The 17,698-nt window shown below is 69.1% G+C and carries 11 protein-coding genes; 4 read left to right on the top strand and 7 right to left on the bottom strand.

Annotated features, from left to right (window positions below; genetic code table 11):
* Positions 1 to 13: 13 nt before the first annotated feature.
* From QFZ58_RS30485 to QFZ58_RS30475, 3 genes are all read left to right on the top strand, one after another.
* Positions 14 to 355, top strand: coding sequence for a hypothetical protein (locus QFZ58_RS30485; protein ID WP_307128091.1), 342 nt, complete (start codon positions 14 to 16; stop codon positions 353 to 355).
* 259 nt (positions 356 to 614) lie between these two features.
* Positions 615 to 4,349 (top strand): S8 family serine peptidase, encoded by a 3,735-nt coding sequence (locus tag QFZ58_RS30480; protein ID WP_307128090.1) that lies wholly within the window; start codon positions 615 to 617, stop codon positions 4,347 to 4,349.
* A gap of 137 nt (positions 4,350 to 4,486) precedes the next feature.
* Positions 4,487 to 5,479, top strand: a complete 993-nt coding sequence (locus QFZ58_RS30475) for a helix-turn-helix domain-containing protein (RefSeq protein ID WP_307128089.1) — start codon at positions 4,487 to 4,489, stop codon at positions 5,477 to 5,479.
* 59 nt (positions 5,480 to 5,538) lie between these two features.
* On the opposite strand, the gene QFZ58_RS30470 is transcribed toward QFZ58_RS30475, so the two are convergent.
* From QFZ58_RS30470 to QFZ58_RS30440, 7 genes are all read right to left on the bottom strand, one after another.
* Positions 5,539 to 6,822: a DUF2254 domain-containing protein gene (locus QFZ58_RS30470; RefSeq protein WP_307128088.1), complete on the bottom strand. Its 1,284-nt coding sequence runs from the start codon at positions 6,820 to 6,822 to the stop codon at positions 5,539 to 5,541.
* On the bottom strand, positions 6,816 to 8,597 hold the full coding sequence (locus tag QFZ58_RS30465) for a sodium:proton antiporter (RefSeq protein WP_307128087.1): 1,782 nt from the start codon (positions 8,595 to 8,597) through the stop codon (positions 6,816 to 6,818). The genes QFZ58_RS30470 and QFZ58_RS30465 overlap by 7 nt, the downstream gene beginning before the upstream one ends.
* A gap of 52 nt (positions 8,598 to 8,649) precedes the next feature.
* Positions 8,650 to 9,708 carry a cytochrome d ubiquinol oxidase subunit II gene (locus QFZ58_RS30460; RefSeq protein ID WP_307128086.1) on the bottom strand — a complete coding sequence of 353 codons (1,059 nt, stop codon included), beginning with the start codon at positions 9,706 to 9,708 and terminating at the stop codon, positions 8,650 to 8,652.
* Positions 9,705 to 11,117, bottom strand: coding sequence for a cytochrome ubiquinol oxidase subunit I (locus tag QFZ58_RS30455; protein WP_373428611.1), 1,413 nt, complete (start codon positions 11,115 to 11,117; stop codon positions 9,705 to 9,707). The genes QFZ58_RS30460 and QFZ58_RS30455 overlap by 4 nt, the downstream gene beginning before the upstream one ends.
* A gap of 97 nt (positions 11,118 to 11,214) precedes the next feature.
* The gene (locus QFZ58_RS30450; protein WP_307128084.1) at positions 11,215 to 12,054 is read right to left on the bottom strand and encodes an SDR family oxidoreductase; all 840 of its coding nucleotides are present in this window, start codon (positions 12,052 to 12,054) and stop codon (positions 11,215 to 11,217) included.
* Positions 12,055 to 12,682: 628 nt separating this feature from the next.
* The gene (locus tag QFZ58_RS30445) at positions 12,683 to 14,995 is read right to left on the bottom strand and encodes a SpoIIE family protein phosphatase (protein ID WP_307128083.1); all 2,313 of its coding nucleotides are present in this window, start codon (positions 14,993 to 14,995) and stop codon (positions 12,683 to 12,685) included.
* A gap of 310 nt (positions 14,996 to 15,305) precedes the next feature.
* Positions 15,306 to 16,670 (bottom strand): peptidase C39 family protein, encoded by a 1,365-nt coding sequence (locus tag QFZ58_RS30440; RefSeq protein ID WP_307128082.1) that lies wholly within the window; start codon positions 16,668 to 16,670, stop codon positions 15,306 to 15,308.
* Positions 16,671 to 16,949: 279 nt separating this feature from the next.
* Here QFZ58_RS30440 and QFZ58_RS30435 point away from each other — a divergent pair, with 279 nt between their 5' ends.
* Positions 16,950 to 17,564, top strand: a complete 615-nt coding sequence (locus QFZ58_RS30435) for a uridine kinase (protein WP_307128081.1) — start codon at positions 16,950 to 16,952, stop codon at positions 17,562 to 17,564.
* Positions 17,565 to 17,698 lie beyond the last annotated feature (134 nt).

The raw sequence follows: 17,698 nt of genomic DNA, 5'->3' as shown, positions 1-17,698 counted from the left end.
GAACGCCCATGCGTTGGCGGAGAACCTGCGCAACAGCGGCCGCTTCGAAGTGATCGGCAGCGATGCTGAGCAGCTGCCCCTTGTCGCTTTCCGGCTCCTCGGCAAGCACTCCTACGACGAGTCCGACCTCACCTGGCAACTGTCGGCCGAGCGCGACTGGATGGTGCCGGCGTACACACTCCCGCCCGACGCGGAGGGGGTGAAGATCATGCGCGCCCTGGTCAAGGAGACCCTGAGCCGCGAGCAGATCCATCGCCTGAGCCAGGACATCACCGACGCGTGTCGCACCTTGGACGACAAGGGTTCGACTCACGGGGTCGAGCGGGCCCAGATCAAGCCCGGGACCGGTTACTGACGGGCCGCCGCCCACTGCGGCAGAGACCCGCTCGCTCCGCACGACCAGGTGAGACGGCCGGCCGCAGGACTCCACACGCCTGTTCGGTGACGGGATGCGTGCCGGCGGCCTCCCGCTGCAGCTGGGATCGGACGACGGGGCCGGCAAAGTGAGTCTTGCCCGGATTCGAACCCATTGCGACTGTCAAGTCCTTGCCATGGCAAGGACTTGCCGTCCGCGGGCCTTCACGTCGGGCGCCGCCGGCCGATAGACCCATGGCATGTTCTCCCCCTCTCACGCCTCCGCCTTCCGGCGCAGACGGTGGCAGCTCATCTCAGCTGCCACCGTGGCGCCGCTGCTGGCGTCGGGCCTCGCAGTTCTTCAAGCGCCCGCACAAGCTGCTCCGAGCAAGCCCACCGTTCCCGCCAAACCCTCGGCGACCCACAAGGTCACCCTGGTCACCGGTGACGTCGTCACGGTCACCACGATGGCCGACGGGAAGCAGACCGCCGAAGTCGACCGCCCGGACAGCGCCGTCGGCGGCGTAAAGGTCCAGCGGATCAAGGGTGACCTGTTCGTCATTCCCGACGAGGCGGGGCCCCTGCTGAGCACGGACAAGCTGGACAAGCGTCTGTTCAACGTCACGGACCTGATCGAAATGGGCTACGACGACGCGAAGTCGACCGCTGTTCCGCTGATCGCGACGTACGACCGGTCGAAGTCCCGCTCGGCCGTCCAGCCCACAGCCCCCCGGGGCAGCAAGCTGACCCGCAAACTCAAGGGCATCGGCGGTACCGTGCTCAGTACCGAGAAGCGGCAGGCGCACACCTTCTGGACCACCGTCGCACCGCAGGGCAGTGCGAAGCTGGGCGCGGGTGTGGCGAAGCTGTGGCTCGACGGTCGTGTGAAGGCCAGCCTCAAGGAGAGCGTGCCCCTGATCGGCGCGCCCGAGGCCTGGGCGGCCGGGTACAACGGCAAGGGCGTCAAGGTCGCGGTGCTCGACACCGGCATCGACGCCGAGCACCCCGACTTCGCCGGCCTGATCGACGGCACGGCCAGCTTCGTGCCGGGTGAGGCAGTCACCGACGTCAACGGGCACGGCACGCACGTGGCCGGCACGATCGTCGGTTCGGGGGCCGCCTCCGGAGGCGACAACAAGGGCGTCGCCCCCGGCGCCGACCTGTTCGTCGGCAAGGTGCTCGGCGGCGCGGAGGGCTCCGGCCAGGACTCCTGGGTCATGGCCGGCATGCAGTGGGCCGCGGAGACCGGTGCGGACGTCGTCAACATGAGCCTCGGCGACTCCTACCCGACGGACGGCAGTGACCCGATGTCGCAGACTGTCGACGCACTGTCCGAGCAGTACGGCACTCTGTTCGTCATCGCCGCCGGCAACGCGGGTCCGGAGAGCATCTCCGCCCCCGGCGCGGCCGCCTCGGCGTTGACCGTGGCCGCCACGGACAAGCAGGACCAGCTCGCGTCCTTCTCCAGCACCGGTCCGCTCGCCTACTCCGGCAGCATGAAGCCGGACATCGCGGCGCCCGGCGTGGACATCACCGCCGCCCGCTCGCAGGACATGACCGACGGTGGCGAGGGCCTCTACCGCACGATCAGCGGAACCTCCATGGCCACCCCGCACGTGGTCGGCGCGGCGGCGATCCTCGCTCAGCAGCACCCGGACTGGAACGGCGCACAGCTCAAGGAACATCTGATGAGCACCGCGAAGGGCCTGGACGCCGGGTACTCGCCGTACGAGGTCGGCACCGGCCGTCTCGACGTGGCCGCCGCCGTGAGCACCGAGGTCCGCGGCACCGGATCGCTCTTCTTCGGCAACCACACATGGCCGCACGAGCCGAGCGACGCCGCGGTCGAGAAGGACCTGGTCTTCACCAACACCGGTTCCGCCGACGTCAAGCTGAACCTGGCACTGACCAACGACGGCGGCCTGTTCACGCTGGGAGCCACCGCGGTGACCGTCCCGGCGGGCGGCACCGCTGCCGTCCCGGTGACCGGTGACCCGAAAGCCGCCTCGCCAGGCCGGCACGTCAGTTACGTGATAGCCACCGACGCGGCCACCGGGAAGCCGGTGACCCGCACATCCGTGGCGCTGCTCAAGGAGGAGGAGCGCTACGACCTGACCATCAAGCTCGTCGGCCGGGACGGCAAGCCCGCCTCCGGCCAGGTCTCGATCAACCTGGCCGGTGACTTCTGGCCGTGGTCGGTCTACGTCGACGGCCGGACCACCATGCGTATGGCACCCGGCCTGTACACCGTCGCGGGGTACCTCGACGTGGCCGGTGAGAAAGCGGACCGCTCGGGCCTGGCCGTGCTGGTCGCCCCGGAGACCGTGCTCGAGGACGGCTCCGCGACTGTCGTACTGGACGCGAGCAAGGCACGCCTGTTGCAGACAGAAGCGCCGCAGCGCACTGAGGACCGCCAGCGCAAGGTCGACTTCAACGTCCACTACAAGGGCCTCGACCCATACATGGACTACCGCAGCGCGTACGTGCTGCCGCCGGCGTACGACGACGTGTACGTCGCCCCGACCGAGCCCATGAAGCAGGGCGAGTTCATGCTGATCACCCGCTGGCGCAAGGGCGAGCCACAGCTCGGCCTGAGCACGGTGGGCGGTCGCCTCCGCTTCGAGGCGAGGGTGCAGGCGGGCAGTGCCCTGGGCACCGCCACGGACACGCTGAACGCCGTCCACGCGGGTAACGGCGCGGCGACCGCGTACGAGAAGGTCAACGCCAAGGACAAGGTCGTCGTCATCACGCGCAGCGACGAGGTCTCGCCTCAGGAGCGCACCGAGGCCGCGGTCGCGGCCGGTGCGAAGGCGCTGATCGTGGTCAACGACGGTGTCGGCGGTCTGATGGAGTACGTCGGCGAGTCCGCCATCCCCGTCGCCACCGTGCACCGCGACGCGGGGAAGGCCCTCATCGCCGCGGCCAGGACCGGCATCCTCAAGCTGACCGTCAAGCAGACCGAGTTCACGCCGTTCGTCTACGACCTGACCCGGGACTACCCCGGCCAGGTGCCCGACCGAGCCCTGGTCTACAAGCCTTCCCAGCGGGACCTCGCCCGGATCGACGCCCGCTACTACTCGGCCACGGACGGCAAGTTGTCGGAGGGCTACAGGTCCGACTTCACCCTCAGCCCGTCCTTCAACTTCCCCGAGATCGAGTGGCACCCGGGCACCCGCACCGAATGGGTGACCCCACGCCAGGTCTGGAGGGAGTTTCACGCGCAGGGCGTCGACGGGCCCCTGCCGTGGGTGATGGTGTCGGGCGACAACACGTATGCCAAGGGCAGCACCAGCCGTCTGGACTGGTTCGCCCCGTTGACCCGGCCCGCTCAGAGCGAGTCCTTCGGGGTGTACAACTCCCGTTGGCAGAACTTCATGACCTGGAACGTGCAGGCGTGGGCCTCCGCCAGCAACAACATGCGGCTCGGGGGCAACCTGCCGTGGGGTGAGACGCCGTCCCACCTGCAGGTCTTCCAGGGCGACAAGCTGATCCACGACAACCCGGTCAGCGGGGACATGCAGTGGGTGGAGGTGCCGGCCGGCAACCTTCCCTACCGCACCGTCCTCGACGTGGAACGGCCCGGTGACGTCTTCCGGCTGTCGACGCGCACCCACTCCGAGTGGACGTTCACGTCCGACACCGTCGACTCGGACGTCTTCGAGCCGTTCTCGGTGCTGAACCTGGACTACGAGCTGGAGTCGGACTTGCACGGCGACGTCAAGGCCGACGCCACGCAGCGAATCGCGCTCGAGCCGGTGTCGATGGACCTCGGCACGGTACCGGGCAAGGTGACCGCGGTGAAGCTGGACGTCTCGTACGACGACGGCACCACTTGGCAGAAGGTGACACTGTCCAAGGGCCCCGGCGGCTCCTGGGCGGGTTCGTTCAAGACGGCCAAGAAGCCCGGCGGCTTCGTGTCGGTCCGCGCGAGCGCCGCGACGGACCGCGGTTTCGGCGTCAAGAACGAGATCATCCGGGCGTACGGCCTGCGATGAGCCACACTGTCGGGCCCCGGGGAGGCGACTCCCCGGGGCCCTTCCCGCCACACCTGCTCCCATCAGGGACTATTCAGTATCTGCCGCCATGGCGCATACTCTCTCCGCTGCGGCAAGCGGAAGAGAGTCGGTCGCCGATGCTGGATGTCCTGGGCCTCGAGCCCGATGATGAGCGCGTCTATCGGGCGTTGCTCGGACGGCCGCACTGCACCGCGAAACTGCTGGCGGAGCTGCTCGACGTGTCGCAGGCCCACATCGACAAGGCCCTGTGCCATCTGGTCGGGTGGGGGCTGGTGATCAGGTCGGTGGATGAGCAGTTCACCGCCGCACCGCCGGCCATGGCCCTCGGCGCTCTCATCAGCCAGCGCCGGGACGGGCTGCGCATGGCCGAGCAGGCGCTGGTGACCTTCGCCGAGGAGCACCGGGCGGCGATGACCGGGAGCAGCATCAGCGATCTGATCGAGGTCGTCACGGGTGTCGATGCCATCCGCCATCGCTTCCTCCAGGTTCAGCAGGCAGCCCGCACCCAGGTCCGCACGTTCATCACCGCGCCGTTCGTCGCCGTGCCGCCCGACGAGAACTCGGCCGAACCCATGGCCATCGGTCGCGGCGTGCACTTCCGGGCGGTCCTGGACCGGGCCGTGCTGGCGGAGCCGGGCATCATCACCGATGCGATCGATTCCATGCGCAACGGTGTGCAACTGCGGGTCGCCGACCAGTTGCCGATGAAACTCGTGCTGGCCGACGCCGACCTCGGACTCGTGCCGCTCGCTGTCACACCGGCCGGAGAGCCCGGCGCCGTGCTGCTGCACCGCAGTGGCCTGCTGGATGCACTCGACGCGCTGTTCGAGACCGTATGGCGCACCGCCCACCCGCTCGAGCTCTCGGGCACCGGCGGAGAGTCCGAACCCACCGTCGAGCTCGGCGCGGAAGGGCCGTCCGACCTCGACCGACAGATCCTCTCCCTGCTGCTGGCAGGCCTGACCGACCCGACGGCAGCGACTCAGCTCGGTCTGTCACCGCGCACGCTGCACCGACGCCTGCGCCACCTCATGGACATGGCCGGGGTCCGGACCCGGATGCAGCTCGGCGGTCATGCCGTCCGGCACGGCTGGGTGCAGCCGAATTGAGCGGGTGGTCGAGCCCGGCCTGAGCCGGTTGCGGGCTGGCCGGAGACACGGCCACCCCGCTATCGGCCGATCCGGGAGCCGCCCACGCCCTGGCTGTCGGCCGTCTGTGCGACGGCACGGCGAGCCGCATCGGGGAACGTCCGGTCCACCGATTCACGCAGGAGGTCCATCTCTGCCCGGACTGCGGGATGCTGGGTGGGCGGCAGGCTGTCGAGCAGACCGTCGAGCAGGGCACGCAGCCGTCGGCAGACCTGCACGGACGTTGCCCCGTAGTCGCGGATCTCGGAGACGGCGAGCTGAAGGTAGTCCTCCCACGCCCTCCCCCGCAGCACGAGCCGCGGCCGGCCGTCGTCACCGGCCAGCACGTACCGGCCGGGCAGTGGCACCTGGCCGAGCCTGGTGAGGAACGACTCGATGTGGTTGAGGACCTGTACGGCGGTGGTGGGGTCGTTGACGGCGGGGGACAGGGCGCGGATGGCGATATCTACGAGCACCCGCAGGGCGAAGGCCGGGTCCTGTTCGATCGTCCGCTCGGGACCGAGTGCGATGAGGCCGGTCACGCGCCCGTGGTCGGGGGCGGATGTGCCGCCGTGCATCTCGACGAGGACGGCGCCTCGAGGGACGTAGTCACCGATCAAGTGGGGCACGGTGAACACGCAGTCGTGGCGCGCGGCGAGAGCCGCGAGGCCGGCGGAGTCGAGGGCCTGGACGGCCCCGCCTCCGGTCGCACGGACAACGGTCACCAGTCCGTCCCGCAGCGCGGCTTCGCCGTGGTGGGGCGCCGACTCCCCGAGCGCCACGGCCCCGTGCTCGAAGACGTCCTCCCCCATGCGACCGACGAGATCGGCGATGGCGACCGGTCTGAGGTTGTGCGTGAAGCGGTTGAGGTAGATGAGCAGCAGCAGCAGGCTGACAGCCACGGCGGCGCCGGCGAGGGTGACTCCGAGGTCCGGCACCGAATTCGACTCGATACTGCGCAGCAGGGAGAAGGCGAACGCGAATGTGCCGGTGAAGGTGGCCAGCACGGTCTTCTGCAGCCGGTCCCTGTACCAGAGCCGCATGTATCTCGGCGACAACGTTCCTGTGGCCTGCTGAATGACGAGAACACCGATGGTCACGACGAATCCCAGAAGGGCGACCATCGACCCGACGATGGAGCTCAGGACTCCGCTCGCCGTCGTCGCCGAATAGCGCCAGCCACTCGGTGGCCAGTCCGAACTGTCAGCGGTGACGGCCAGTTCTGCCAGAACGACTCCCAGCACGAGACCGAACAACGGCGTGATCCACAGGCTCGCCTTCACGTATTGCCGCAGCCGGAACGCGGAGGCCCAGGACATCACCATGGTCTGTCTCCCTGCTCCGTGCCAGGGGTCAGCAGCACAACGCTGTCCCTTTCCCCGGGAGCGATCCGCCGCTTCTCGGTGACGGGTTCGAGCCGCAGATCCTCATGTACGACGAAGAGCGTCTCGCTCCCAGGCGGCAGTGGAGCGGAGGCCGGCTGAACCAGGAACCGCCCGCCCGCCCCATACCGCGCCGCCAACGTGTGGCGGACGAGCGATCTACCGAAGAGAATGTCCCCGCCGGTGTAGGGAGCCACGACTCCATGGCTGTCGTGGGGCGGCCCGACCCGATAGACGGGTCCTTCGACGCTGTCCTGCATCACGACGGAAGCGAGCGCGTTGAAGTCGTCGTCGTCCGTCGCCAGGAACACTGCCGTCACGCCCTCCAGCCGGGCACCCGGGTTGGTGGCCGTGGCCAGCAGATCGCCCGTGGCGAGTTGGATCCCCGCGTCCTCGATCCGTCGGCGCTCCTGCGCGAGGCCTGCCCACATCAGCAGGTCGAGGCCGGTGGATCTCAGGCTCCTCCCGAGATCGACCACCCACGGCTCGCCGCCCACGAGCAGGATCCGTGTCCCGGCGGGTTTGACGATGCCCAGCATCCTGGCGACCTGAGCCGCACTCAGGGCGTACAACAGGACCGTCCCGACGATCACGAGGAAGGTGACGGGAAGGATTCTGGCGGCCCCGTCGACCCCTTTGTCGACGAGGCTCGCAGAGAACGCCGTAGCCGTGGCGGCAGCAACGATCCCGCGGGGGGCCATCCATCCGACGAAAGCCCTCTCGCCCAGGGACAGACCGGAACCCACGGTCGACACATAGGCCACGAGAGGCCGCACCACGAGGACCAGGATGGCGATGAGGCCGAGGGCCGGGAGGAGTACGGGCACGAGGGAGGCCGGTGTGACCGTGGAGGAGATCGAGACGAACAGCAGACCGATGATCAGCTGGGCCAGTGTCTCGAAGAAGGGACGGCGCGCGGGCATGTCGAAGCCCCTGATGTTGGTGACGGCGAGGCCCGTGACGATGGCGGCGATGAGTCCCGTGTCGTCCCTGACGATGTCGGCACCGGCGGACACTGCGATCACGGTGGCCAACTGGGCCAGCGTCCCGAGCGTCTCGCCGAGCCGCAACGTGCGAAGCGTCAGCCAGAGCAATGCCGTCCCGACCGCCCCACCGATCAGCCCCACGACCATGCTGATGGCGAACTGCCCGAGTTGGTAGCCCCGTCCGATGTCGACCTGGTGCGTGGTGGCGATGGCGTGGAAGACCAGCGCGCCCAGGATGCCGCCGATCGGGTCGGTCAGGGTCCCTTCCCAGATGAGGATACGGCGCACCTTGTCCGTAGGCCGTACGACGTCGAGGATGGGGCCGACCACCGTGGGACCGGAGACGACCAGGATCACGCCGAGCATCGAGGCGACCTTGAGGGGCATGTCGAACATCGCCGGTGCCACGGCGGAGGTGACCAGGAACGTGACGAGCACACCGAGCAGCAGCAGCCGTCCCACGATCCAGCGGGTGCGTCCGGTGAGTTTGCGCAGGTCGAGCCCGAGTCCGGCGTCGTAGAGGATCACCGCCACGGACATCGACACGAGGACGTCGAAGTTCTGCCCCATCAGCTTCCCGGGGTGGATGACGTCCGTCAGCGCGCCGGCCGTGAAACCTGCGGGCAGCAGGATGATGAGGGCGGGAACGCGCAGCTTGCTCGCCAGAATCTGTGACCCGGTGGCGAGGATCAGGGTCAGGGCAATTCCGAGGTAGATCTCGTCGTCTGTCACAGCAGCTCCTTTCGGCAGAGTCCTGGCGCGGTGGCGATTCGGCCTCCGACGGTCAGGTGGCTCCCGACCTGCCACCGTCTTCGGGATCGCCGCCCTGCCGCAGGTCGGCCTCGGTCAGTTCCTGCAGATCGCCTCGGGTGTCGAGCCAGTACAGGAAGGCGACGGCCGGTACCACGATCACCAGCGCGACAAGGGTGACGACCGCCAGCCAGGTCAGCGTGGCCGATGCACCGGCACCTTCGGCGACGGTCATCGATCGCGGGAGCAGATAGGGACGCTGAGCCAGTCCCCAGGCGAGGACCGCGCAGGTGATGGCGCCGACGGCCGAGGCGCGGGCCCAGCCGCCCGGCATACGCACGAGCAGCCACGCCGTGGTGAGGGCGGCCGCCGCCCCGGCGATACCGAAGGCCAGCCCCGCCCCGTGGGTGAGCCCGTGCCACACATGTGGGGCGTCCTCGCTGGTGACGAACAGGGTGATCACCACCAGCACCACGAGCGCAACGAGGCTCAGCAGCCCGCGCCGCCGGAAGTACGCGATCAGGTCGGGTGCGTCGAAGCGGCGGGCATCCCCTGTCAGGAAGGTGGCGCCCAGGAAGGCGGTCGCGGCGACGGCGAGCAGGCCGAACATGATCGAGGTGGGGTTGGACCAGGCGTCCGCCGACGCCTCCGTCCCGAGCTTCACCCGGCCTGAGGCGACACCCCCTACGGCGGCGCCGAGGAAGAACGGAGTCACGAGCGAGGCCAGGGCGAACACGGCACCGTAGATGCGCCGATCCGCGAGCCGGTGGGCGACCTTGCGGAAGGCGAAGCCGGCGCCGCGCAGGACCAGTCCCACGGCGGCCAGGGCCAGAGGCAGCCACATCGCGGAGAACACGGCCTGGAAGAGGGTCGGGAAGCCGGTCCACATGATGACGAAGACGAAGATCAACCAGACGTTGTTGACCTCCCACACGGGTGCCATCGCGTGATCGATGAGCCATCGCGGCCGCTTGCCGCGGTCCGCCCCTCCCGCGGTCAGGTCCCAGAAGCCGGCACCGTAGTCGGTACCGCCCGCGCAGGTGTACGCAGCGATGGCCAGCAGCAGTACCACTGCCATCAAATCGGCCGTCACGGTCGGTCACCCTTGGACCGGGTGACGCCACCGGAACCGCCGTCACCCGAGGGAACAGGAGACCGGGGACCGTAGGGGCTGTCTGTCTCCGGCTCGTCCGCCGCTCGCCCGGCGACCTGTTCCGCGTCGGCGAGCCGCCATCGGGTGCGCAGCTTGAGCAGCACGGCGAGAAGCGAACCGAAGATGAACACGTACACGACGATCACCAGGCCGAGCATGATCCACAGGGTGGACGAGCGCGTCGCCGTGACTGCCTCGGCAACGCGCGTGTTCTGGTAGACGATCCAGGGCTGGCGTCCCACCTCGGTCGCGATCCAGCCGCATTCGACGGCCACCACCGAGGCCAGACCTGCGCAGGCCGCGCTGCGGTAGAACCACTTCGACTCAGGAAGCCTGCGGTGCCGCAGCCAGACCAGGCCGTACCAGAGCGCGAGGAGTACCAGGGCGGACCCGATGAGAACCATGATGTCGAAAGCCCAGTGCGCGATCGTCGCCTGAACGGCGGTGGGCCGTTGGTCCGGCGGGACGGAGGTCAGTCCGACGACCTTGGTGTCCGGGCTGAAACCGGCGAGGACGGAGTCAAGCAGCGGAAGTTTGATGCCGCCCGATACGGAACCGTCGGAGTGCAGGCGGCCGAACAGGTACTCCGGTACGCGGGTGTCGGTCTTCCAGACGATCTCCATGGCCGCGAACTTCACCGGCTGCTTGTGGAACACCGACCGGGCGATGGAGTCGCCGAGGGCGAACTGCACAGGGGTCGCCACCGCGGCGATGCTGAAGGTAATGGCGAAGCCGAGCCGGTGGTAACGGTCACGGCGCCCCCTCAGCCAGCCGACCGCGTAGACGCCGGCCACCGTGTAGCCCGCGGTCAACAGCATGGCCACGACGAAGTGCCAGTACTGCGGCCCGAACATCGGAGTGAAGATCGCCTTCCAGACGTTCACGTCCGTCGGCTTGCCGGCGGAGTCGAGGGAGAAGCCCTGCGGTGTGTTCATCCAGGAGTTGGCCGCCAGGATGCCGAATGCCCCGAGCAGCGCGGCGGCCGGAAGCGGCAGCCCCAGCAGGAAGTGTGTCCGGGGCTTCAGTCTCCGCCATCCGTAGAGATAGATGGCGATGAGGACCGCTTCGAGGAAGAACGCCCAGGCCTCGACCCCGAAGCCGATTCCGAAGACGTCGCCCCACCTGCCCATCAACCCCGGCCAGAGCAGACCGAATTCGAAGGAGAGCACGGTGCCGGTGACGACTCCGACGGCGAACTGGACCGCCATGACCGCCGACCAGCGCCGTGCCAGCAGGAGGGCCGTCGCGTCTTTGTGGCGCAGCCCGCGGTAATGCATGACCAGGGTGATCAGAGGCAGGGCTACGCCCAACGGGACCAGGACGATGTGGGAGGCCAGAGTGAAGGCCATGAGTTCTCGGGCCGGCAGGAGCTGATCCGGAGCGCTCGCCAGGAGATGGACCGATGCGCACATAACCGCCTTCGCTGTTCGGGTCCTGCGAAAGAGGTCAGCCGCCGGTTGCGAACCCGGGGAAGAGCGTCATCCCGCCGTCGACGTAGAGGGTCGTCCCCACGACGTAGTCCATGAGGTCGGACGCGAGCAGGACGACGGCGTGGGCGATGTCCTCGGGGTCACCGATCCGGCCGTAGGGGATCAGGCGCAGGAGGTCCTCCCGGGCCGCCGGCGTCTCCCAGGCGCTGCGGTTGATGGGGGTCTTGATCGCCCCGGGGGCGACGGCGTTCACCCGGATCCGCTCCGGTGCGAGCTCCTGGGCCAGGGTCTGCATCATCATCTGGACGCCTCCCTTCGACGAGGCGTAGTTCACGTGCCCCGCCCAGGGGATGAGCTGGTGCACCGAGCTCATACAGATGATCTTGCCGGCCGCTCGGGACACCTCCGGGACCACTCCGCGCCGACGGAACTCCTTGGCCGCCTCCCGTGCGCACAGGAACTGGCCCGTGAGGTTCACGTCGAGGACTTTCTGCCACTGGGCGAGAGTCATTTCGGTGAACTTGGCGTCACGCTGCATACCGGCGTTGGCGACCAGGATGTCGAGGGTTCCGAAATCCTGGACCGTCCGGTCCACCATCGCGGTCACCTGGGTCTCCTGCGACACGTCCGCCTCGTAGGCCACCGCACGCACCCCGAATGACGTGATCTCCTCGACCACTTGCTCGGCGGCTTCCCGGTCGCTCACGTAGTTCACCGCCACGTTGGCGCCCGCCCGGCCCAGCGCGATGGCCGTGCCCTTACCGATGCCGGAATTGGCTCCGGTCACCAGAGCTGTCTGGCCCTTCAGCAAGTCGGACGGCAGAGCACCCCGCGCTGCCTCGACGTGGGAATCCATGATGCCCTGTCTCCTCGCTGCGCGGCTCCGGCCCGCCCGGCTACTGCCCGACAGGCGAGAATCAGGAAATCACCGGACGAACGGGGCCGCGGTCCTGGCGGGCCGCTCCTGGGCCATTGGGCGGAACGGCTTCCCCCGGTCGGCTCAACCGCAGCGACGTGCGACGTTCATGACGCCTGCCATACCGTCCGGCCCATCGGAGCACGTAGGTCGCCCTCCTGCTCCACGGCGTCGGGGCCGAGGCCACTGCGAAAGGCATCCGGCGGGCAGGACATGGGCTCAAAAGCGGCGACCTGACTCTCCAGCAACCTCTACGGCAAGAAGTGTCCTCGTCTGTCGGACGGCCGGGAGCGAATCAGTTCCGGTGCGCCGTGCAGGTACACCAGACGCACTTCCGGCCTCCCGCGCAGAAGTCGGTCGCGGTAGGCCCGCTCGAGGGCGGAACAAGTGACCAGCGCCGGCTGATCCGTGGCGATCTCGTGTCCAGCCAGGCGGAGATGGCATCCAGCCAGGGCTCGCGATCGGTGTCCGCGATCATGCTGGGGCCGCCCGGCGCCGGACCCAGGGTCCTTGCCCACACTACCTACGGGATGCCATCCAGTCGCTCGTCATACAGGCTCCCTCCGTGTCAGGCGGCCGGTGCGGCGGATGTCGCCTGAGGCATCTCCTGCTCAGTCCAGATCGTCTTGCCCTCGTTCGTGAAACGGGCGCCCCACCGGTGGGCGAGTTCGGCACAGATGAAGAGCCCGCGTCCGCCCTCGTCCGTGGTCCGGGCATGCCGGAGGTGTGGTGCGACGAGGCTCGCATCGCTGACTTCGCACGTCAGGGTAGGGCCGTCGATGAGGCGCAGCCGGAGCGGAGGCGTCCCGTAGCGGATGGCGTTGGTGGCGAGTTCGCTCACGATGAGTTCCGTACCGAAGGTGAGTTCCTCGAGGTTCCAGCCGGCCAGCCGGCGGCGGACCCAGGCGCGTGCGCCGGCCACGGCGGCGGGCTCGGCCGGCAGGTCCCACGTGGCGACTCGGTCGGCATCGACGGCCCGGGCGCGGAGGAGGAGCAGGATGGCGTCGGCGTCGTGCCCCTCGGGCGCCGCTCTCCGGACCGCCTCCACGCACAGGGTCTTCAAGGAGCGACCGGTGTTCGCGAGGACCTGCCGGAGTTCCTGGCGGCGAGCAGTGGCGCTGGGGGCGTCCGGGGGCAGAAAGACGTCGGTGTGGAGCGCGATGACGCTCCCTTCGCTCAGGTCGAGACGGGAACCGGCGAATACCGCGCCATCTGTGCCCGCACCGAGAGGCGGAGCCTGGGAGAGGTCGCAGATGGACGCGGTCCCGTCCGGGTGGGCGAGCCACGGGGGCGGGTGACCGGCGAGAGCAATGGTGCAGGTGAGGCTCAGCGGGTCGTAGATGCCGTACACGCAGCCCGCGGTCAGCTTCTCTTCGCGCGGAGGGTGGCCGTGGTCGAGGCCGGAACGCTCGGCGGCAAGGCGCGCGACCGTGTCGTTGAGCCGGGCCAGCAGCTCGTCGCATGCGAGATCCAGCGAGGACAGGGTGTGGATGGCCGTCCGGATCTGTCCCATGGCAGTCGTCGCCTGTATCCCCTCCCCCGAGACACGTCCGACGGTGAAGGCCACGCGTGCACCGGACAGGGGAATGACGTCGAACCAGCCGCCGCCCACCGCTCCCGGCTCGTGGAAGTGGGCTGTCTCCACGGCGACCAGGCGGGGAGGTCGCTGCGGTAGGAGGTGGCGCTGGAGCGTGAGAGCGATGGTGTGTTCACGTGTGTAGCGCCGTGAGTTGTCGATGTACAACGAGGTACGTAGGGCCAACTCCAGAGCGAGGTCGAGGTCCTCCTGCTCGAATACCGCACGGCCGGCGGACCGGTACAGGCTGAGCGCCCCGAGCACGCCACCCCTCAGGGACAGCGGGGTGATGATGGCGGAACGGGCGTGGGACGGGCCTGCCGCCGGGCCCGGGCCGTGGACGATGAGGTGGGGGCGCAGGTCGGTGAGCGACTGCGACAACGCTGCTGGAAAGTGGAACGGCTCCCGCTCCAGGCTCTCGGATGGAGGAAAGCGCTCCGCGGAGACGATTGCCATGCGCCGTAGAGGCACATCGGAAGCGACTGGCGCGGAAGGGGGTTCGTCACCGCGGATGACAGGGTCCAGAAGATGCAGCTCCGCGTCGTCCGCGAAGTCGGGTACCAGGACACGCACCAGGTCCTCGCAGGTGGTGTCCATATCCAGAGTACGGCCGACGTCCTCTCGGACGGCGTTGAGAATCCCGGTACGCGACAGGGCATGTTCACGTTCGGTGACGTCGACCACCGAGCTCGCGACACCGAGCACCTGCCCGTCGGACACATGGAGCGGGAGCACCGACACCTCGTACAGATGCTCTCGGTCGGGGTCGGTGGGCGGCTTGGCTCCCACAAGCCTGCCGATCGCGGGCTCGCCGGTGGTGAGTACGCTCCGCACCATGGCCGCGGTGGCGTCGGGGTCGGTGAAGTGGAACGCGTCGGCCAGCCGACGCCCTACCAGGAGCCCGGGGGGTATTCCACTGATGCCGTGGGCTGCCGTGTTCACCCGTAGGACCCGCAAATCGGTGTCCAGGACGTGCATCCCTACAGGGGACAGGGTGAACAGCGCTCTGAGCAGAGCCTTGCCGAAAGGGCCGTCGTCCTCGGCGGATGTCTCGCGGTACACGCCCCACGCGTGGGAGCCGTCCTGACAGAACACCGGCCGCACCAGCAGCCCATCGGCTTCCGCACCGTCGCTCCTCGACCACGCATCCTCGGCGGCCGACCTCGCTATGGCGGAAAACAGCTCCGAGACCGGACGGCCCACGGCCTCGGACGCCGCACGGCCGAACAATTCTTCCGCCTCGTCGGCGCACTCGAGCACGGTTCCCGACACGTCCACGACGATCAGCGCATCGTCGGATGCCATAGGACGGATCGCCTCCGCATCTCCCCTGACGGTCCCCGCCTGACCCCATGTCTGTACCTGCGTGCTCGCTTCCCTCCAGGTTGCGACGCTCACGCGGGATCCGCACCTCGGCACGGGACAGGCGCCCGCCGCCTGCGTTCGGCACCCGCGACCGGCGTGACCTTGACGAGCGGCGTACCCCTCCATCATGTGTCTTGATGGCTGGGACACCGCTCGATCAAGGTCACGGTGGACCAGTACGGCCACCTCACGCAGGACGGCCGCGAACGCTGCCGTCAGGTCGCCGAGGAGGCCCCTGCGCCGCACATGCTCACAGCAGGCCGAAGGACTGAAGGACGCGCCGCTGCGCCGGCGACGGGTGGGCAGGCCAGTAGATGTAGCAGACCCCTCCCGTGCCACTCCTGACCCGCCCGTTCGCGTCGTAGCGCTTCGTGCGGAGCCAGATGTTCTCCCACTCGGCCCTTCGGTAGACGCGGCGGACGGCGTCGTTGTCAGGGGAAGCCGGGTCGTTGGCGATCACGTCGCCGTCGGCGGTGAAGCCGATGACGGTCATCAGGTGGCCGGAGGTGCCGTATCCGGCGCCCGTCAGCTCCTCCTTGAGGAACGACTGTGACGTGATGACCGGAATGCCCACGCGGACGAGCCGCTCCACGTCGGTGAGCGAGCCGAGGCGGGTGACGACCGCGTTCATGTCCTTGTACGTGGCCGCGTACGCGGCGTTGAAGGGCCAGTTGCCACAGCCTTCGTACTGGTGGTCGAAGGTGTGGCGGGCCGCGTGACAGACCTGCGGGTCGGCGATCCCCGGCTTCACCCAGGCGAGGTCCTCCGCGGTGGGCCGGCGCCCCCAGTACTCGATGATCATCTGCGAGGAGGTGGGGCTGCACCAGGCCTCACCCCCGTTGTCGTACTCGGGGTACTGCCCCACATGGACGTTCTGCGAGTAGCGGGGCACCGCCAGCTCCCGGGTGATCCCGGGCGTGCTCGGCTCGACGGTGAAGCGGTCCGGGACGTCCGAGGCCATGGCGCCGATCCGGTGGACCGTGGGCGTGAGGCCGCTGCCCGGGGTCCGGTACAGGGTGAGCCTGAGCCGGTAGGAGACCAGCCGGAGTCCGCTCGCCGCGTCGTCCACCGAGAACGTGTCGGTCCAGACCGTGCTCCTGCCGTCGGTCTGGTCGTCGACGGACGTCCGGCGGATGTCGCCGTCGCCTGCCGCCCACCGGCCCATCACGTACCAGGGTGTGTCCGTTCCGTCCGAGTAGCGGCCGCGTAGCTCGATCTGGATCCAGGTGCCCGCCGGCGTCCGGGCGTTCCAGGAGGCGATCACCTCGGTCGCCGGGACGGCGGAGCGGTGGAGCGGCGAGGTCCAGGTGGCGTACTCCCACGTGCCGGTCGTGCCGGTGTGCGGGTCGGTGTACTCGGTGGTGCCGGCGGGGGCCGCGATCACCAGGCCCGGCCGCCGGCCGGCGACGGCGCGGGTTCCGGCCGCGGAGCCGAAGCGCCAGTCGGTGTACGTACTCCAGAAGCGGTTGTCCACGACCGAGGCGGCCGCCGCGGAGGAGGAGGTGCGGGAGGAGGAGGAGGCCGTCGCGGGGCCGGCGGAGGCCACCGTGCCCGCCCCGGCCGCTGCCGCGAGCGCGGCGGTGAGCACGGTCCTGCGTGTGGTCGGTCTGGTCATGGGCGAGACCCCCGGTCGTGTGCGGATGTGGGGCTGCGGGTGGCGATCGGTGCGCCAACTATCGCGGGTGGGAGCCGGATCCTGCCAGCGATTCGGCCCGTGCCGCCGCAGTAATATTGGTCTGGTCCACTGACATGACCTGCGCTGTGGCCCAGGGCGGCTCAGTCGTTCGGCGCCTCCGCCCGGCATGACGGACCCGGCTCTGCGGCTCCTGCTGCCCCACGGCCGGTGGCGGCCCGCGGCCCCCGCGGCCGGTGGCGGCTCTCGTAGGCTGGGACCATGAACGACCTGGCGGACCACGCACGCCGTCTGCGCTCCCTGCGTCCGTCCTGCGGGCCCGTGCGGATCGTCGCCGTCGACGGCCACGCGGGTTCGGGCAAGACCACGTTCGCCGGCCGGCTCGCCTCGGAGCTCGGCGACGCCCCCGTGCTGCACCTGGACGACCTGGCCACCCACGAGGAGCTCTTCGCCTGGACGGACCGCCTGCGGGCGCAGGTCCTGGACCCGCTGGCGCGCGGGGAGGCCGCGCGGTACGCCCCGTACGACTGGAGCGCCCGGCGCTTCGGGGCGGCGCGGGTCGTGGAGCCCGCGCCCGTGATGCTGATCGAGGGGGTGGGTGCGGGCCGGGCCGCTGTGCGGCCGTACCTCGCCGGGCTTCTCTGGCTGGAGGGGGACAGCGAGTGGTCCTGGCAGCGGGGCAGGAGACGTGACGGGCCGGCGCTGTCGGAATTCTGGGACGGCTGGACCGTCGCCGAGCGACGGCATTTCGCCGACGATCCCTCATATCCGTTCGCCGACGCGCTGATACGCCAGAAACCGGAGGGTTACGACTGGCTGGAAGGGCCTCGCGCGACAGCGGTGACGAGTCACACCCTCACGGAGAGTGAGGACTGAGCGTGGCGACACCGGTCAGCCGGAGATCGCGCCGGAAGTGCCTCGACGCGGCTTGACCAAGGGGTCGTACAGGTCTTACGTTCTCATTGTGCGGCTTTTCGGAGCCCCGCAGGCACGAAGCCCCCGGTCGTTCC

The organism is Streptomyces sp. B1I3, assembly GCF_030816615.1.
Taxonomy (GTDB): domain Bacteria; phylum Actinomycetota; class Actinomycetes; order Streptomycetales; family Streptomycetaceae; genus Streptomyces.
Note: the sequence above shows the minus strand (reverse complement) of the source record. Positions and strands in the feature narration are given on the sequence as shown.